Source organism: Halopseudomonas xiamenensis, assembly GCF_014219065.1.
In the GTDB taxonomy this organism is placed as follows: domain Bacteria; phylum Pseudomonadota; class Gammaproteobacteria; order Pseudomonadales; family Pseudomonadaceae; genus Halopseudomonas; species Halopseudomonas xiamenensis.
Genome location: NZ_JACLGO010000007.1, coordinates 28409 through 45383 on the forward strand (window position 1 = coordinate 28409; position 16975 = coordinate 45383).

A 16975-nucleotide genomic window follows, 5' to 3' on the forward strand; every position below is an offset into this window, starting at 1 on the left:
GCTATACCTGTGGAACGATCCAGCCCTGCCGGCTTCACTTCCACCAGTCAAGGAGCTGCACAGATGGAACTCGATCCGCTGTTGCTATCCCGTCTGCAATTCGCTTTTGTAGTGTGCTTCCATGCCATCTTCCCGGTGTTCACCATTGGTCTGGCGACCTTTATCGCCTTTCTGGAAATGCTTGCCTTCAAGACCGGCAACCCAGCCTGGACGCGCCTGTCGCGCTTCTGGATCCAGGTATTCGGCGTGGCCTTCGCCATGGGCGTGGTGTCCGGCATCGTCATGTCCTTTCAGTTCGGTACCAACTGGAGCAATTTTTCCTATGCGGCGGCGAATTTCATCGGGCCGATGCTCAGCTACGAGGTGGTGACGGCCTTCTTCCTTGAAGCGGCCTTCCTGGGTGTGCTGCTGTTCGGTCGGGATAAAGTGCCGCAGGGCATGCATCTGTTCGCCGCCTGCATGGTGGCGCTGGGTACCTTCATTTCCGCGTTCTGGATCCTGGCGGCCAACAGCTGGATGCACACGCCCATGGGCACCGAGCTGGCGGATGGCGTATTCGGCGTCACCAGTTGGGGCCAGGCGATCTTCAATCCGTCCTTCCCGTACCGTTTTGCACACATGCTGCTGGCTTCTTTCCTGACCGGCTCCTTCGTGGTCGCCGGGGTCAGTGCCTGGTATCTGCTGGTCGGGCGCGAGGTGGAGGCCAACCGCCAGGCATTGTCCATGTGCCTGTGGCTGATCCTGTTCGCCGCGCCGACCCAGGCGGTGGTCGGTGACTACCACGGCCTCAACACCCTGGAGCACCAGCCGATCAAGGTCGCGGCCATCGAGGGCAACTGGGAGACCATGCGCGGCATGCCGTTGTTGCTGTTCGCCATTCCCGACCAGCAGGCCGAGACCAACCGTTTCGAGATTGGCATTCCCAAACTCGGCAGCCTGATCCTGACCCACGACCTGAACGGCGAGGTTCCCGGGCTCAAGGAGGTGGCGGCTGAGGAGCGGCCACCGGTATGGATAGTGTTCTGGTCGTTCCGCATCATGGTCGGTATCGGCCTGCTGATGATCGGCTGTGCCCTGGCCGGCCTGTTTCTGCGCGCGGGCGGGCGCTATTGGCGCCAGCCACTGTTTCTCAACGCCATGCGGCTGATGACCTTCGCACCCTTCGCCGCCGTGCTGTGCGGTTGGATCGTCACCGAGGTTGGGCGTTTCCCCTGGCTGGTGTATGGCCAGATGAGTCATATCGAGGGGCTGACACCTTCGTTGACCGGCCCCATGGTGCTGTTCACCCTGCTGGGCTACATCACAGTGTACGCGGTGATCTTCAGCGCCGGGCTGTACTACCTGATGCTGGTGCTGCGTGCCGGTATCGAAAGCATCGACCATGAGGAAACCCACGACGTCGAGCGGCCCAAGCGTCCGCTGTCGGCCAGCCACGTCAGTATCGAAGAGGGAGGGCACTGATATGCACGGCATCGACCTGAGTATCATCTGGGCGGGCATCATCGCCTTCGGCATCATGATGTACGTGCTGATGGACGGCTTCGACCTGGGTGTGGGCATCCTGTTTCCGTTCGCGCCGGACGAGGACGCGCGGGACGTGATGATGAACTCGGTAGCGCCGGTCTGGGATGGCAACGAGACCTGGCTGATCCTCGGCGGTGCCGGCCTGCTGGCGGCCTTCCCGCTGGTCTATTCGGTATTGATGCCGGCGTTGTACATCGGCGTGTTCCTGCTGCTGGCGGGGCTGATCTTCCGCGGCGTGGCCTTCGAGTTTCGTTTCAAGGCCAACACCTCGCGCTATCTGTGGAACTGGTCCTTTGCCGGCGGTTCGATGGTGGCGGCCTTCGCCCAGGGCGCGGTGGTGGGGGCCTATATTGAAGGTTTCAATACGGTTGGCCGGGTCTATGTCGGCGGTCCTTTCGACTGGATAACCCCCTTCTCGATGCTCACCGGTGTCGGTTTGCTGGCCGGCTATGCACTGTTGGGCAGTACCTGGCTGATTCTCAAGACCGAAGGCCATATCCAGGATTGGGCCTATCGGCTGGCACCCTGGTTGCTGGCCGTGGTGCTGGTGGTATTCGGTATCGTCAGCGTCTGGACGCCCTGGGTCGATCCATCGGCCTTCGAGCGCTGGTTCTCGGTGATCCGGCTGATCTGGATCCTGCCAGTGCTTGCGCTGTTCTGCGCCTGGCAGGTGTTGCGCGGCTTGCGCCGGCGGATGGCGGCGCGCCCCTTCATCGCCACCATGGGCATGTTCGCCTTTACCTACCTGGGGCTGCTGGTGACCAAGTGGCCGTACGTGGTGCCGCCCAACCACACCCTGTGGGACGCCGCCTCGGCCCCTGGTTCGCAACTGTTCCTGCTGATCGGCATGCTGTTCGTCATTCCGGTGATCCTGGCCTACACCGCCTGGACCTACTGGGTATTCCGCGGCAAGGTCAGGGTGGGGGAAGGCTATCACTGAGCGCGAGCGTAACCAGCGCAGTCGCGCCTGGCTGGCGCAGCAGCAGCGCCAGGTGCAGCCCTGGTTGTACGCGGCGGTAGCGGCCGGGGTGGTGGAAGGGCTGGCCCTGCTGGTGCAGATGGGGCTGCTGGCCTGGTTGATTCACAGCGCCCTGGTGCTGGCGCGCCCGATGGCTGAGCTGCTGCCGCTGCTGCTGGCCCTGCTGGCGGCTGCCGGGGTGCGGGCCGTGGCCCAGTACGCCCGCGACAGCCTGGCCCAGCTCGCCGGCAGCCGGGTGCGCCAGCGGGTGCGCCGGCAGTTGCTGGGTTACTGGGAGCGGCAGGGACCGGTACGGCTGGCCGGCCATTCCAGCGCCAGCCTGGCGAACCAGTGGGTGGAGCAGGTTGAAGCGCTGGATGGCTACTTTGCCCGTTACCTGCCGCAGCAATGGCTGGCGCTACTGGTGCCGGTACTGTTTCTGTTGGCGGTATTCTGGCTGGACTGGCTGGCGGCGCTGTTCCTGTTGATCTCAGCGCCGCTGATCCCCTTGTTCATGGCCCTGATCGGCATGCGTGCGGAAAGGATCAGCCAGCAGCACGTACTGGAGGCGGGGCGGCTGGCCGGGCATTTCCTCGACCGGGTGCGCCACCTGACCACCCTGCAGCTGTTCGGCCAGGTGCCGGCTGCGATCGACTCGGTGGCCCAGGCGGCCGAGCGTTATCGGGTGGTCAACATGCGTACCCTGCGCATTGCCTTCTTGTCCTCTGCGGTGCTGGAGTTCTTCGCCTCGGTGGCGATCGCGGTGGTCGCCATGTATATCGGCTTCGGCCTGCTGGGTTATATCAGTTACGGTCCCTCCGCCGAGCTGACGCTGTTCAGCGGGCTGTTCATCCTGCTGCTGGCACCGGAGTTCTTCCAGCCGCTGCGCAGTCTGGCCCAACATTACCACGACCGGGCGGCGGCGCTGGGGGCGGCGGCGGTGCTGTCGCGGTGTGGCGAGCTGGTGCCAGCGGCCGGCCCGGTGGCGACCCCGCCCAGTGGCGCGGCCGAGGTGGTCAGCCTGCACGGCGTCAGCCTTGGCTATCCCGGTCGTGGCCGGGTATTGCACGAGGTGCAGTTGCAGGTGCGCCGGGGTGAGGTGCTGGCGCTGATCGGAGCGTCCGGGTCGGGCAAGTCGTCGCTGCTGCATTGCCTGGCCGGTTTTATCGACGTCGATGCCGGCCAGATCAGCCTGTTCGGCCAGCCGCCCGGCGCGCTGCCGGTGGCCTGGCTGGGCCAGCGGCCATTTCTGATCCAGGGCAGCTGGGCCGATAACCTGCGGCTTACCGCGCCCCAGGCGGATGCCACTGCGATGCGGGCGGCGCTGCAGCAGGTGGGCCTGGGTGAGCTGCTGGCACAGCAGTCGCAGGGGCTGGACACGCCGCTGGGCGAGGGCGGCCGCGGCCTGTCCGGTGGTCAGGCGCAGCGCCTGGCGCTGGCGCGGGTGTGGCTGTCGGAGGCGCCCCTGGTGCTGCTGGACGAGCCGACCGCCAGCCTCGACCCCGACAGCGAGGCCGAGGTGGTGGCCGCGCTGGCCCGGCTGGCGGCCAGCGGTCGTACGCTGATCATGGCCACCCACCAGCCGGCGCTGATGGCGCTGGCCGGGCGTCGGGTGGCACTGCACAACGGCAGGCTGGTCGATGCGTGAGCTGCTGCCCTGGCTGAAGCTGCTCGATGAGCAGCGCCGGCGCCTGTTGCTGGGCGCCCTGCTCATGGCCTTCACCCTGCTCAGCGCGGTGGGTCTGCTCGGCCTGTCCGGCTGGTTCATCACCGCCACCGGCCTGACCGCGCTGGCGTGGGCGGCTGGCCAGCGGGTGATGTTCGATGTCTACGTGCCGGGCGGTGGTATCCGCTTCTTCGCTCTGAGCCGCACACTCTCGCGCTATGCCGAGCGGGTGGTCAACCATGACACCGTGCTGCGGCTGCTGGCGACACTGCGCAGCCGCCACTTCGCCGGGCTGGCACGGCTGGACGCGGCGACCCTGGGCCGGCTGCGCGCCGCCCAATGGCTCAACCGGCTCACCGCCGATATCGATACCCTCGACAGCCTCTACCTGCGCCTGTTGGCACCCCCGGTCGTGGCACTGGCCGGGGTGCTGGTGGTCTGTGCGCTGGTCGGCATCTTCCATCTGCCGTTGGCTGCGGCGCTGGCTGCCGCCCTGCTGGTGCTGCTCGCAGGGCTGACCTGGGGCATGGGGCGCTGGTGCCAACGGCTCAGTGCCGGTCAGGTCGGCCAGCTGGATGAACTGCGCCTGCGCAGTATCGAGCAATTGCAGGGGCTGGCGGAGCTGCGCGCCGCCGGCACCCTGGGCGGGCACCAGCAGCGGCTGCTGGCGAGCAGCGAGCAGATGCTCGATGAACAACTGACCCTGCAGCGGCGGGTGGCGCTGGCCCAAGCGCTGACCGGCTTGTTGCTGATGGCGAGTGTGCTGGCGGCGCTGTGGATGGCGCTGCAGTGGCAGCAGGCGGGTCTGCTGAGCGGGCCGGTGGCGGTGATGCTGGCACTGGCATTGCTGGCCCTGGGTGAGGGGCTGACGGTGCTGCCGGCGGCCTTCGCCCGCTTCGGCGCCACCCTGGCGGCGGCGCGGCGCTTGAACGAGCAGGTTGCCCTGGGCAGCCGCCTGGCCGAGCCTGCCCGGCCCCGTGACGTACCGGACCGGCTGGATATCCATTGGCAGCAGGTATCGGTGCGGCATGCCGGCATCGCCGGGCTGGATCTGCAATTGGAGGCCGGTACCCGGCTGGCGCTGATCGGCCGTTCCGGCTGCGGCAAGTCGACCCTGGCGGCGCTGCTGGCACGCCAGCTCGACCCCGATGCCGGTGAGGTGCGGGTCGCCGGCGTGACGCTGACCGAACTGGCACTGGCCGATTGGCATGCGCGCATCGCCTACCTGACCCAGCAGGCCGCGCTGCTGCATGACAGCGTCGCCGCCAACCTGCTGCTGGGCAAGGCCGATGCCAGCGATGCCGAACTGTGGCAGGTACTGGAAGCGGTCGGCCTGGCGGATCTGGTCGAGTCGCTGCCCCGGGGGCTGGATCACTGGGTCGGTGAGTCGGGGCGGCAACTGTCGGGTGGCGAAGGCCGACGGCTGGCGCTGGCCCGGGTGCTGCTGAAGGGAGCACCGCTGGTGATTCTCGACGAGCCCTTCAGCGGGCTGGACCAGGCGACCCGGGAGCGGGTAAGGCAGGGCATCGAGCCCTATCTGCGGGGGCGCACGGTGTTGCTGCTGGGCCATGCCCCGTTATTGCTGCCGGCGGCTGACCGGGTGGTGTATTGGAGGCAGTTGCAGTGAACGGCGGGAGGCCGCTTTCCCCCTCTCCCCCGGCCCCTCTCCCGCAAGGGGCGAGGGGTGACTCGCGCCTGGGATATTGTGTTTAACCGGCACGTATCAGTGATGAACAAACCTTCTACTGTCAGCTTGCACCACAGAAGGCCTTATTATCATTTCCATCGGCTATCGTTACCGCAAATAATCTCAGCCGGAATGCTCCCTGGCTTTCTATAAAAAACCAAGGAGAGCACACTTTGCATTTGCAGATGTTTACAGGATAAACATGATGTCCCAGGCGCGAGTCACCCCTCGCCCCTTGCGGGAGAGGGGCCGGGGGAGAGGGGGGATCCCGGCGTTGCAGATCACCAGGTATCAACAAACGGCCGCATCCCCCGCTGCAGTGACTCCGGCGGCGCCGAGCTCAGCCCGCGCAGCAACCAGTCACGGGTTTCCAACGGGTCGATCACCGCGTCGATCTCCAGGAAGCTGGCCATGCTCAGGCCCTTGCCCCGCGCATACAGCTCGCCCACCAGCTTGTCGAACAGCGCCTGCTGCTCCTGCGGGTCGTCCAGCGCCGCCAGTTCCTTGGCAAAGCCCAGGCGCACCGCCCCTTCCAGCCCCATGGCGCCGAACTCGCTGCTCGGCCAGCCGATGGTGAACATAGGTGCGTGGAAGCTGCCGGCGGCCATGGCCTGGGCGCCGAGGCCGTAGCCCTTGCGCAGCACCACGGTGAAGAACGGGATGCTCAGGCTGGCGGCGGTGACGAACATGCGTGACACATGGCGCACCGTGGCCTGTTGCTCGGACTCGGGGCCGACCATGAAGCCGGGGGTATCGCACAGTGACACCATCGGCAGGCCGTGGGCCTGGCACAGCTGCATGAAGCGCGCGGCCTTGTCGCCGGCCACGGCGTCGATGGCGCCGCCCAGGTGCATGGGGTTGTTGGCGATCAGGCCGAAGGGTTTGCCGCCGATGCGTACCAGTGCGGTGATCAGGCCGGGGGCGAACTGGCGCCGCAGCTCCAGTACCGAGCCGGTGTCGGCCAGGGTGTCGATGACCTCGCGGATGTCATACACCCGCAGGCGATTCTCCGGGATCAGGTGGCGCAGCAGGCGCTGGTCGGCACAATCGCCGCCGGGCAGGTCGCCCTGGAAGTAGGACAGGTACTGCTTGGCCACGCGGGTGGCTTCAGCCTCATCCTCCACCAGTACGTCGATTACCCCGTTGGGCCCCTGCATGCTGGTCGGCCCGACTTCTTCCGGGGTATAGCGACCCAGCCCGCCACCCTCGATCATCGCCGGGCCGGCCATGCCGATGCTGGCATTGCGGGTAGCGATGATCACATCGCAGCAGCCGAGCAGTGCGGCGTTGCCGGCAAAGCAGCGTCCCGAGACCACGCCGACCAGGGGTACCTGGCCGCTGAGTCGGGCCATGCGCATGAAGGTGGTGCAGTCCAGTCCGGCGACGCCGACCTTGTCCACATCACCGGGACGGCCGCCACCGCCTTCGGTGAAGAACACCAGCGGCAGGCGCCATTGCTCGGCCAGCTCCAGCATGCGGTCGGTCTTCTTGTGGTTCATCACGCCCTGGGTGCCGGCGAATACCGTGTAGTCGTAGCTCATGGCCATGCAGCGTGCGGCTTCGGCGCCGAACAGACCGGCGTTGACCGTGCCGATGCCGGCAATCAGCCCGTCCGCCGGGCTCATTTTCAGCAGTTCCTCATGGCTGCGGCGGGTGCGCTGGGCAGCCAGGGCGAAGCCGCCATATTCCATGAAGCTGCCCTCATCCAGCAGCTCGGCCAGGTTTTCGCGGGCGGTACGCTGGCCGGTCTTGCGGCGCCGGGCGACGGCGTCCGGGCGCTGCGCATCGGTCAACTGGGCCTGGCGATCGAGTACCTCGCGCAGGTCGGCGCGGATATGCTCCAGGTCGATCTGCTCTTCACTGAGCTGCTCGGTGCCAGACTCACCGGTCGGCTCGATGAACAGCAGCGGGCTGCCTTCGAACAGGTTGTCACCGGGGCTGGCGGCCAGGGTGCGGATAACGCCGCTGCAGTCGGCCTTGACCACGAATTCCATCTTCATGGCTTCCAGCACCGCGACCTGCTGGCCGGCGACCACATTGTCACCGGGTTGTACGTCGAGGCTGACCAGCACTCCCTGCACTGGGGTATTCAGCGGCTGGCTGCCGGCGGGTGCCAACTGCTGGGCCTGGGTGTGCTGCTGCGCAGTAGCGCTGCCCTGGGCATACAGGTGCGGATGCGCCTGGCCGCTGGCACCGGCCAGGTCAGCGGCATGGGTTTCGATGAAGCCGGTGGTGACGGCATTGGCCTGCACATCCGGGTGCTGCAGCAGGTTCTGCAGGAAATGCAGGTTGCTGGTCACGCCCTCCAGGCGGAACTCGCACAGCGCCCGGTAGGCGCGGCGCAGCACCGCCGGGTAATCGGCATCGGCGTGCACGATCAGCTTGGCCAGCAGCGAGTCGAAGGCCGGGTTGGTGGTATAGCCGCTGTAGCCGTAGCCATCGACCCGCACGCCGTGTCCGCCGGGGGCCTCATAGGCGTTCAGGGTGCCGCCGCTGGGGCGGGCGCTGCCGTCGGCCTGCATGGCCTCCAGGTTGATGCGCAGTTGTACCGCAAAGCCCCTGGGCGCCGGAATACGAGCCTGCTCCAGCCCCAATTCATCGAGGCTGGCGCCGGCGGCCAGGCGAATCTGCAATTGCGCAAGGTCCAGCCCGATGACCGCCTCGGTGACGGTGTGTTCGACCTGGATGCGCGGGTTGGCTTCCATGAACACGAATTCGCCGCTGTCGGCGTCGAGCAGAAACTCCACAGTGCACAGGCCGCGATAGCCGACCGCGCCGGTCAGGGTCAGTGCTGCCGCCAGCAGGCGCTCGCGCAATTGCGGATCGAGACCGGGGGCGGGCGCCACTTCGAGCAATTTCTGATGCCTGCGCTGCAGGGTGCAGTCGCGCTCCCACAGGTGGCTGACGTTGTCTCCGTCGCCGATGACCTGTACCTCGATATGCCGGGCGCGGCGGATCAATCGTTCGATATACAGGTCGCCATTGCCGAACGCGGCCTGGGCCTCGGAGCTGCAGCGGGCGAAGGCCTGTTCCAGTTCCTCCGGCCCCTGCACCACGCGCATGCCACGCCCACCGCCGCCGGCCAGCGCCTTGAGCATGACCGGCGTGCCTGCAGGCAGCCCGGCCATGAACTCGCGGGCCTGCTGCAGGCTGGTCGGCTGATTGGTGCCCTGCACCAGCGGTACATGGTGCTGCATGGCCAGTCGCCGGGCGCTGGCCTTGTCGCCGAACAATGCCAGTACCCTGGCATCCGGGCCGATGAAGGTGATGCCCTCGGCGGCGCATTGGCGGGCGAACTCGGCGTTCTCGCTGAGGAACCCGTAACCCGGGTGGATGGCGTCGCAGCCGTGCTCCCGGGCAATGCCGATCAGTTGCGCCGCATCCAGATAGGCTGGCGCGCCACGCCCGCGCAGGGCGACCGCGGCATCGGCCTTGCGCCGGTGCAGTGACTCGGCGTCATCCTCGGAATACACCGCCAGGCTGGGGATATCCAGCTCTGCGGCGGCCCGGGCCAGGCGGATGGCGATTTCGCCGCGGTTGGCGATCAGCAGTCGTTTGAAGGGCATCAGATCCATTCCTTGAGTTCGTTCTTCTTCACCTTGCCGGTGGCGGTCATCGGCAGTGACTCGACCAGCCGTACCTCCGGCACCTTGTATACGGCCATGGACTGGCGGCACCAGTCGGTCAGGCTGTCGGCCGTCAGCTCGCTGCCGGGCTTGGCGATGACGAAGGCCACCGGCTGCTCACCGCGCCGCTCGTCCGGTCGACCGATCACCGCCGATGCGAGGAGGTCAGGATGCTGGCCGAGCATGGCTTCCAGCTCCGCAGGGAACACGCTCATGCCATTGACCTTGAGCATTTCCTTGCGCCGCCCGAGGTAGCGGATGAAGCCCTGCTCGGTAATCACGCCGCTGTCGCCGGTGTGCAGCCAGCCATCGCGCAGGGCCTCGGCACTGGCCTCGGGTTTGTTCCAGTAGCCCTTGAGCAGGGATGGCGAGCGCACGCACAGCTCGCCCTCGCTGCCCAGCGGCAGCAGCTCGCCGGTATCGAAATCGCAGACCTTGAACTCGGTGCCGGGCACCGGCAGGCCGACGAAGGTGGGTGCCGACTTGAGGTCGAAATCATCCTCCTGCAGCCCGGCGGTGAAGGTGTCGCAGGTGTGGGTCTCGGTCATGCCGAAGCTGGTCTCGAACAGCGTGCAACCGGTCAGCTCGCGCCAGCGGCGGCGGTATTCCGGGGTCAGCTTCTTGATGAAGGACACGCAACTGGTGACCTCCAGCGAGCTGAGGTCGAAGCTATCGCGTTGCGGGTGATCGAGGATCTCGGCGGCGCTGTCGACCAGCAGGCCGCAGTGCTGGACCCGGTAATGCTGCACCGCACCCATGAACGCCAGGGCATCCCAGCGGGCCAGCAGTACCAGGGTGGTGCCGCTGAACACCGGGAACAGCAGCCCGGCATTCTCCCCGGCGATCCAGAATTCGGGCATGAAGTTCAGGCTGATGCGGTTGCTGTCCAGCCCCAGGGCGGCCGGTACGAAACTGGCGCAGGTATAGAGCATGTCGCCGTGGGTGTGGATGCAGCCCTTGGGCAGGCCGGTGGTACCGCCGGTGTAGTTGAGCGCGGCGATGGCATCCAGTGCCGGTTCCGGCAGAGTTGCCCGGGGCTCGGTCACCGCCAGGGCCGGCAGCAGGTCGATGCTGTCGCTGACCGGCAATTTGGGTGCCCGCAGCAGGTCCGGCACGGCGAACGGTGGCTCGGCAGGGCAGAGTTCGGACAGGCTGGTGCTGATCAGCACCCGCAGTTGGCTCTGGCCGGCGATCTCGCGTACCACCGGCAGCAGTTGGTCGAAGCAGACCATGACGCTGGCGCCGCAGTCGTTGAGCTGATAGGCCAGCTCCATGGGCATGGCCATCGGGCTGACCGGGGCATGTACAGCGCCGGCCTTGAGAATGCCATAGAAGACGATATGCAGTTGCGGACAATTGGGCATGAACACCGCGACCCGGTCGCCGGTTTGCACGCCCTGGTCCAGCAGCAGCGCGGCGCAGCGGTCACTCAGCTCATCCAGCTCGGCGTAGCTCAGGTCGTGGCCGTAATAGCGCACTGCCGGTTTGTCCGGTGATACCTGCGCCCAGTGCTGCAGATAACTGGTCAGTGGGCGCTGGCCCAGCGGATACTGCGGTTCGCTGGCATGGCCGGTAGGCCAGGCCTGACGCTGTAACTCGCGGAGCTGCTCGAGATAGTCACGCTCGTACATGATTGGCACCTGCATTGTTATTGTCGGTAGCAGGGTCAGGGTAGAGCGGTTCGCCAGGAAAAGCAGCAAGCTTGCCGCGGCGAATGGCTGGGCAGTACCGGTGCTTATGGGGGCGGTTACTTTGGAGGCGCGTGTTGTTCGCTTCGGGGTCGAAGTTACCTTTGCACCGGGAGCGGTCAACCTGCGACACGCCGTGAACCCATCCCTGGGGGCTCGTTGATGCCATCCCTGGCATCAAACGGTCGCAGGTTGACCGCTCCCGGCGCAAAGGTGCAAGCATTGGTGATGCTGAGGGTTTAAAACCATCAGCAGTATGGAGCGCCCCGGAGCAGGTTGGCCGGCAGGGTTGGGCCGACCGTCTGCCGCCAGGGATGGCGGCAGCGAGCCTACAGGGACGTATTTACGGCGTGTCGGCACGGCCCTGCCGGCCAACCTGCTCCTTGCAGACTCTGACAACAGCCAAAAAACGCGATAGCCGCTAGAACAACTCCAGCGGTGTCAACGCATCATCGCTGCTGTAGCCACCGGACTCCAACTCGCTGTAGGGCGGCGGCATATCTTCTTCCTTGAATATTTCCAGGAAGGCGCCGGGTGTACCTGGTCGGGCGCTGCGTCCGGTCTGGGGATCGATGCGGGTGGTTACCAGTCCTTCGGGCTGCGGCTGGCTGTGATCGGGGTGGCCTTCCAGCGCGGCGGCCATGAATTGGGTCCAGATCGGCAGCGCCGTGGTGCTGCCATACTCACGCCGTCCCAGTGGCGCCGGCTGGTCGAAGCCGACCCACACGGTGGTGACGTAATCGCCATTGTAGCCGGCGAACCAGCCATCCTTCTGGTCGTTGGTGGTGCCGGTCTTGCCGGCCAGGTCCTTGCGCCCGAGTTCGCGGGCGCGCGATGCGGTGCCGCGGGTGATGACATCCTGCAGCATGCTGTTCAATTGATAGGTGGTGCGCGGATCTATGATCTGTTCGGCGGTTTCGACCTGAGGCGTGGGCTGGCCGGGCTTCAGGCCGGCGTAGGCGTCGATACGCTGCTGCTGGTCGGCCAGGGCCTCGGGGGTGACTGCCGGGCGGTTGAAGTCGATCACCTGGTGTTCGCTGTTTTCGATACGCTCGATCAGCCAGGGCTTGACCGCATGCCCGCCATTGGCAATGACCGCATAGGCGGTGGCCATCTGCAGTGGTGTCAGCTCCGGGGTACCCAGCGAGGCGGACAGGTGGCGTGGCAGGTCACTGCGACTGAAACCGAACCGCTCGATGTAGGTCAGGGCCTCATCCACACCGATATCCATCATCAGGCGAATCGAGACCAGGTTGCGCGAACGGTACAGCGCTTCGCGCAGGCGAATCGGGCCGAGGAAGTCGCCACCGGAGTTGCGTGGACGCCAGTCCTCGCTCTGATGGCCATCATTGAACACCAGCGGGGCGTCGTTGGTCAGGCTGGCCGGGGTATAGCCGTGATCCAGTGCGGCGCTGTAGAGGAACGGCTTGAATGCCGAGCCGGGCTGGCGACGGGCCTGGGTGACGCGGTTGTAGTTGCTCTGGACGAAGGAGAAGCCGCCGGTCAGCGCCTGGATGCTGCCATCCTGGGGCGACAGGCTGACCAGCGCGCTCTGCGCCTGGGGCAACTGCGACAGTTTATAGGTGCCCGGCTGCTCCAGCGGCTGGACGCGGATGATGTCGCCACGCTGCAGTACGTCCGCCGGCCTGCGCGGGTTCGGGCCCATGCTGTTGGCGCTCAGGTAGGGACGTGCCCAGCGCATGGCCTCCCAGGCAATGCTGCCGCTGTCACCATTGCGTAGCAGGATGCTGACGCCGTCGGCGTCCACCTGGCTGACAATCGCCGGGCGCAGTCCGCCCATGCTGCGGTAGCTGCCAAGCAGTTCGGCCAGCCGCGCGGGGTCGGCATCGGCATGCCGCGCCTCGGGGCCGCGGTAGCCGTGGCGCTGGTCGTATGCCATCAGGCCGTCGCGCAGAGCCTGGTTAGCCAGTGCCTGCAGGCGACTGTCCACCGTGGTGTACACGTGGTACCCGTCGGTATAGGCGGCGGTGCCGAAGCGCTCGAGCATTTCCAGGCGCGCCATCTCGGCCACGTAGGGTGCTTCCAGTTCGGGGTTGGCGCCATGGTTGCGGGCGGTCACCGGACTGGCGACGGCCTCGTCGTAGGCGGCCTGGTCGATGCTGCCCAGGTACAGCATGCGCTGCAGGATCCAGTCCCGGCGGATGCGCGCACGCTCGGGGTTGGCGACCGGGTTATAGGCGGACGGGGCCTTGGGCAGGCCGGCGATCATCGCCAGCTCGGCCAGCGGCAGTTCGGCGATCGGCTTGCCATAGTACACGTGCGCCGCGGCCTCGATGCCATAGGCGCGGTTGCCGAGGTAGATCTTGTTGACATACAGCTCGAAGATTTCCCGCTTGCTGAGGTTGCGCTCGATCTGCAGCGCCAGCAGGATTTCGTTGAGCTTGCGCGAGAACACCCGGTCGCTGGTCAGGAAGTAGTTTTTTGCCACCTGCATGGTGATGGTGCTGCCGCCGGTCTGGATCTGCCCGGTACTGAGCAGCTCGCTGGTGGCGCGCAACAGGCTCTTGGGGTCCACGCCGTGATGATGCAGGAAGTTGTCATCCTCAGCCGCGAGAATGGCATCGATGAAGCCCTGCGGGATCTGTTCGAAAGCGATCGGCAGGCGCCGCATTTCGCCGAACTCGGCGATCAGCTTGTGATCTTTGCTGTAAACGCGCAAAGGAGTTTGCAATTTGACATCACGCAGTGTATCTACATCGGGTAGCGCCGGGCTGAGATACAGGGCTACGCCACTGAGGATGAGCAGCGGACCACTTGCTGCGGCGACCAGCAACCAGAACAGAACGATTAGAAAACGCATGAGGGATTGATCATTTCCCGGTTGAATAAAGCAGTTGATGGGAGATGGTGTTGAGAACGGGTTAACAGTCCGCATTATAAGCGTATTTTTTTCCCTTTAGCCATTTGCGCTGGAACAAGGACTGTTATTTAATGTGGTCAAATATAAACCACCCGTAAGTGGTGGATGCTGATAGGAAATTGGCTGTGCTAGGGCTCCTCAGGAAAAAAACGAACACGCTGCTGGGTATCGATATCAGTTCCACCACGGTGAAACTGCTGGAACTCAGCCGATCAGGGAACCGCTACAAGGTTGAAGCCTACGCGGTTGAACCACTACCCGCCGGTGCCGTGGCGGAAAAGAATATCGTCGAACTCGAAGGTGTGGGCCAGACCCTGGAAAAGGTTCTGGCGCGTTCGCGTACCTCGCTGAAACAGGCGGCGGTGGCGGTGGCCGGGTCTGCGGTGATCACCAAGATCATCGAGATGGACGGCGGCCTCGATGACGACGAGATGGAAGAGCAGATCAAGCTCGAAGCCGACCAGTACATTCCCTATCCGCTCGACGAAGTCTCCATCGACTTCGAGGTGCAGGGTGTGTCGCCGCGCAATCCGGATCGGGTCGAGGTGCTGCTGGCCGCCTGTCGCCGGGAGAACGTCGATATCCGCGAGGCCGCACTGGCGCTGGCCGGGATCGACACCAAGGTGGTCGAGGTGGAAGCCTACGCCATGGAGCGTGCCTGCGAACTGGTGGTCGACCAGCTCAGCGGTGACCACGGCGACCTGACCATCGCGGTGATCGACATCGGCGCCACCATGATGACGCTCAGCGTATTGAGCCAGGGGCGCACCATCTATACCCGCGAGCAGCTGTTCGGCGGCAAGCAGCTGACCGACGAGATCCAGCGTCGCTATGGCCTGGCCCAGGATGAGGCCGGCCTGGCGAAGAAGCAGGGCGGGCTGCCTGACGATTACGAAAGCGAAGTGCTGGGCCCGTTCAAGGACGCCGTGGTACAGCAGGTGTCCCGGTCGCTGCAGTTCTTCTTCGCCGGGGGCCAGTACAATGATGTCGACTACATCCTGCTGGCTGGCGGAACGGCATCGATCCCGGGACTGGATCAACTGATTCAGCAGAAGCTCGGGACCGCCACGCTGGTGGCCAACCCCTTTGCAAACATGACCCTGTCGAACAAGGTGAATGCGGTGGCGCTCAGCAATGACGCACCGGCGCTGATGATCGCCTGTGGTCTGGCAATGAGGAGTTTCGACTGATGGCTCGCATTAACCTGTTGCCCTGGCGCGAGCAGCTCAGGGAAGAGCGCAAGAAGCAGTTTCTCACCATCCTGGTACTGATCGTGCTGGCTGCCGGTCTGCTGGTCTTTCTCGGCGACCGCAACCTGAACGGCAAGATCGATCATCAGAATGCCCGTAATGAATTCCTGCGCAAGGAAATCCGCCTGCTGGATGGGCGCATCAAGGAAATCGAACAGTTGCAGGCGCAGCGCACGCAGCTGCTCGAGCGGATGAAGATCATCCAGGACCTGCAGGGCAACCGGCCGATCATCGTGCGGGTGTTCGACGAGCTGGCCCGCACCCTGCCCGACGGTGTGTATTTCACCTCGGTCGGCATGAAGGGGCCGGTGATCGCCATCAAGGGCGGCGCCGAATCGAACAGCCGGGTATCCAACCTGATGCGCCAGATGGACGCTTCCGACTGGCTCACCACGCCGAACCTGACCGCCGTCAAGGCCGTTACCCAGGGAGCATTGGATCAGGCCAACGTATTCGAGATGTCGGTCCGCCAGACCGAGCCGGGTACGCCAGCCGCTGAGGGAGAACAGCAGCAATGAGTTTTGCTCAATCCATGGAGAGTCTGAAGAAGGTCGATCTCAACGACCTCGACTTCAACAACATCGGTTCCTGGCCAGGGGCGCTCAAGGTCATCGTCGGCATCCTGGTGTTCGCCGTCCTGCTGTTCCTGGGCTACCACTTCCATCTCAAGGATCTGCAGAGCCAGCTCGAGCGCACAGAAGGCCAGGAAGTGACCCTGCGCAAGGAGTTTGCCGACAAGTCCTTCAAGGCCGCCAACCTGGAGGCCTACAAGGAGCAACTGGTCGAGATCGAAGATCGCTTCGGCACGCTGCTCAAGCAACTGCCCAGCGATACCGAGGTACCCGGTCTGCTCGAGGACATCACCCAGATGGGCCTGAACAGCGGCCTGGAGTTCGAGTCCATCACCCTGCAGCCGGAAGTGGCGCAGCAGTTCTACATCGAGTTGCCGATCCGCATCGTGGTGCAGGGCAACTATCACGACATCGCCACCTTCGTCAGCAGCGTGGCCAGCCTGCCGCGTATCGTGACCTTGCACGACTTCGATATCGTGCCGATCAGCGAGGGCAATCCCAACCTGCTGAAGATGAACATCCTGGCCAAGACCTACCGTTATCATGATGCGGGAGGCCAGCAATGAACATGTACAGACCCGTTGCCGGTGGCCTGGTGATGCTGGCTGCACTGGTGCTGAGCGGTTGTGGCGGCAGTGACTTCAGCGACCTGCAGGTATTCATGGAAGAAACCCGGGCACGCCCGGCGGGGAAGATCGAGCCATTGCCCCGGTTCAAGCCATACGAGGCTTTCACCTACAGCGCGACCTCCCTGCGCAGCCCCTTCCAGCCGCCGATTCGTATCGACCTGACGCAGCGGCAGAAAGGCTCGCAGGATATCCGGCCGGATGAGAACCGCGTCCGGCAGTTCCTCGAAGGCTTCAACATCGAAGGCTTCGATATGGTCGGTATCCTCAGCAACCAGCAGGGCATGCAGGCGCTCATCCGTGGCGCCGGCAGCGTGCATAGAGTCAAGATCGGCGACTACCTGGGCCGCAATCACGGCCGGATCACCAGCATCGAGGAAGGCCGTATCGATGTGGTCGAGATAGTCCCGGACGGTGAAGGTGGTTGGTTGGAGCGACCGCGTACCCTCAGCTTGCCTGAGCGCGGATAAGGTCAACCAGGGAGAGATAACATGAAC

The 16975-nt window shown here is 65.0% G+C and carries 11 protein-coding genes; 8 read left to right on the top strand and 3 right to left on the bottom strand.

The annotated features are described in order from the left end of the window. The first annotated feature begins 63 nt into the window (after positions 1–63). The 4 genes from H6X51_RS06345 to cydC are packed head-to-tail and all read left to right on the top strand — an operon-like array spanning position 64 to position 5775. Positions 64–1461, top strand: coding sequence for a cytochrome ubiquinol oxidase subunit I (locus H6X51_RS06345; protein ID WP_185266685.1), 1398 nt, complete (start codon positions 64–66; stop codon positions 1459–1461). 1 nt (position 1462) lies between these two features. Then, on the top strand, positions 1463–2464 hold the full coding sequence (gene cydB, locus H6X51_RS06350) for a cytochrome d ubiquinol oxidase subunit II (RefSeq protein WP_105645917.1): 1002 nt from the start codon (positions 1463–1465) through the stop codon (positions 2462–2464). 52 nt (positions 2465–2516) lie between these two features. Further along, positions 2517–4130: a thiol reductant ABC exporter subunit CydD gene (cydD, locus tag H6X51_RS06355; RefSeq protein WP_221627252.1), complete on the top strand. Its 1614-nt coding sequence runs from the start codon at positions 2517–2519 to the stop codon at positions 4128–4130. Continuing rightward, positions 4123–5775: a thiol reductant ABC exporter subunit CydC gene (gene cydC, locus H6X51_RS06360; RefSeq protein ID WP_185266686.1), complete on the top strand. Its 1653-nt coding sequence runs from the start codon at positions 4123–4125 to the stop codon at positions 5773–5775. Before cydD ends, cydC begins: the two co-directional genes overlap by 8 nt. A 341-nt stretch (positions 5776–6116) precedes the next feature. Here cydC and H6X51_RS06365 read toward each other — a convergent pair whose 3' ends face one another. The 3 genes from H6X51_RS06365 to H6X51_RS06375 form a co-directional block, all read right to left on the bottom strand. Beyond that, positions 6117–9401 carry a carboxyl transferase domain-containing protein gene (locus tag H6X51_RS06365; RefSeq protein WP_185266687.1) on the bottom strand — a complete coding sequence of 1095 codons (3285 nt, stop codon included), beginning with the start codon at positions 9399–9401 and terminating at the stop codon, positions 6117–6119. Continuing rightward, positions 9401–11092, bottom strand: a complete 1692-nt coding sequence (locus H6X51_RS06370) for an AMP-binding protein (protein ID WP_185266688.1) — start codon at positions 11090–11092, stop codon at positions 9401–9403. Before H6X51_RS06370 ends, H6X51_RS06365 begins: the two co-directional genes overlap by 1 nt. 478 nt (positions 11093–11570) lie before the next feature. Beyond that, on the bottom strand, positions 11571–13970 hold the full coding sequence (locus tag H6X51_RS06375; RefSeq protein ID WP_185266689.1) for a penicillin-binding protein 1A: 2400 nt from the start codon (positions 13968–13970) through the stop codon (positions 11571–11573). A 185-nt stretch (positions 13971–14155) separates the two neighbouring features. Here H6X51_RS06375 and H6X51_RS06380 point away from each other — a divergent pair, with 185 nt between their 5' ends. Genes H6X51_RS06380 through pilP form a run of 4 tightly spaced genes read left to right on the top strand, consistent with a single transcriptional unit; the run spans position 14156 to position 16948 of the window. Beyond that, complete coding sequence (locus H6X51_RS06380; RefSeq protein ID WP_185266690.1) at positions 14156–15220, top strand: pilus assembly protein PilM; 1065 nt, start codon at positions 14156–14158, stop codon at positions 15218–15220. After that, entirely contained in the window at positions 15220–15798 is a 579-nt protein-coding gene (locus tag H6X51_RS06385) for a PilN domain-containing protein (RefSeq protein WP_185266691.1), read from the top strand. Before H6X51_RS06380 ends, H6X51_RS06385 begins: the two co-directional genes overlap by 1 nt. Then, a complete protein-coding gene (locus tag H6X51_RS06390) occupies positions 15795–16418 on the top strand; it encodes a type IV pilus inner membrane component PilO (protein ID WP_185266692.1) in 624 nt (207 codons plus the stop codon). Before H6X51_RS06385 ends, H6X51_RS06390 begins: the two co-directional genes overlap by 4 nt. 32 nt (positions 16419–16450) lie before the next feature. Next, positions 16451–16948, top strand: a complete 498-nt coding sequence (gene pilP / locus H6X51_RS06395; RefSeq protein WP_407925953.1) for a type 4a pilus biogenesis lipoprotein PilP — start codon at positions 16451–16453, stop codon at positions 16946–16948. Positions 16949–16975: the final 27 nt, after the last annotated feature.

Coding starts and splice junctions, on each gene's coding strand:
- H6X51_RS06345 (WP_185266685.1), top strand. CDS start 64: ATGGAACTCGATCCGCTGTTGCTATCCCGTCTGCAATTCGCTTTTGTA.
- cydB (WP_105645917.1), top strand. CDS start 1,463: ATGCACGGCATCGACCTGAGTATCATCTGGGCGGGCATCATCGCCTTC.
- H6X51_RS06370 (WP_185266688.1), bottom strand. CDS start 11,092: ATGTACGAGCGTGACTATCTCGAGCAGCTCCGCGAGTTACAGCGTCAG.
- H6X51_RS06365 (WP_185266687.1), bottom strand. CDS start 9,401: ATGCCCTTCAAACGACTGCTGATCGCCAACCGCGGCGAAATCGCCATC.
- pilP (WP_407925953.1), top strand. CDS start 16,451: ATGCTGGCTGCACTGGTGCTGAGCGGTTGTGGCGGCAGTGACTTCAGC.
- cydC (WP_185266686.1), top strand. CDS start 4,123: ATGCGTGAGCTGCTGCCCTGGCTGAAGCTGCTCGATGAGCAGCGCCGG.
- H6X51_RS06390 (WP_185266692.1), top strand. CDS start 15,795: ATGAGTTTTGCTCAATCCATGGAGAGTCTGAAGAAGGTCGATCTCAAC.
- H6X51_RS06385 (WP_185266691.1), top strand. CDS start 15,220: ATGGCTCGCATTAACCTGTTGCCCTGGCGCGAGCAGCTCAGGGAAGAG.
- H6X51_RS06375 (WP_185266689.1), bottom strand. CDS start 13,970: ATGCGTTTTCTAATCGTTCTGTTCTGGTTGCTGGTCGCCGCAGCAAGT.